This window comes from Bremerella sp. JC817 (assembly GCF_040718835.1).
Classification (GTDB): domain Bacteria; phylum Planctomycetota; class Planctomycetia; order Pirellulales; family Pirellulaceae; genus Bremerella.
The window spans coordinates 1-717 of record NZ_JBFEFG010000040.1; the positions used below are offsets into that span (position 1 = coordinate 1).

Genomic DNA, 717 nt, shown 5'->3' on the forward strand with positions numbered 1-717 from the left:
GCGATGTGCCGACTCGGCCAGATACTCGATCATCTCGATGACCGCTTGCCGATGCTTTTCTTTCTGGGCCGGACTGGTGATGGTGACTTCCAGCGTACGATCGAGACGACGATCGCCTTCAATCACTTCGACGCTCTCCAGCATCTGGGTGAAGACATCCTTGGCACGCGTCGTGTCGATCTCTTTGTTCATGATCGCCTTGAGCAGCGTTGCCAAACGCTCGGCAGTGATCGGGAACTGATCGAACTCAAGGTCGCGTTTGAAATTGCGACAGAACTAATAGAATCTGAGGTTTTCTCGATCCATGCCCCTACGACTTGGCAATTTAGAGCTCGATTTTCCGCTGGCCGAGGGGCCGCGGCTGGCGGAGGCGGTGGCGCGGATCGATGCGGCGCGGGCGGCGGCCGACCGGGCCGGGGCGAACTGGTTGCCTTCGGTCGGTGCAGAGGCGTCCGTGACGGGGCAACGGACCAATCCGAACCAGTTCGGGGCGGCCCTGCCGCCGGGCATCGCCTTCGATACTGAGCGCGTCGCCTACGCGGCGAACCTGACGGCGAGCTGGGATCCGGACCTGTTCGGCAGGCTTCGGGCCCGGGAAAGGGCAGCATCGGCGCGCGTCGATGCCGCTGGTGCGGAGGCGGCCGCAGTGCGGGTCGCGCTGCTGTCCGAGATCGCCGCCGCGGTGGTCGACTGTCGCACTCTGGACCAGCGCGAGGC

1 protein-coding gene and 1 pseudogene are annotated in these 717 nt (G+C 64.2%); one reads left to right on the forward strand and one right to left on the reverse strand.

The window, feature by feature from the left end; translation table 11 throughout:
• Positions 1 to 249, reverse strand: a pseudogene (locus tag AB1L30_RS00195) (hypothetical protein); the annotation flags it as partial.
• A 55-nt stretch (positions 250 to 304) separates the two neighbouring features.
• On the opposite strand from AB1L30_RS00195, the gene AB1L30_RS00200 reads away from it, so the two are divergent.
• Positions 305 to 717, forward strand: a 413-nt coding sequence (locus tag AB1L30_RS00200) for a TolC family protein (RefSeq protein ID WP_367011346.1), incomplete at its 3' end; no start/stop codon positions are given.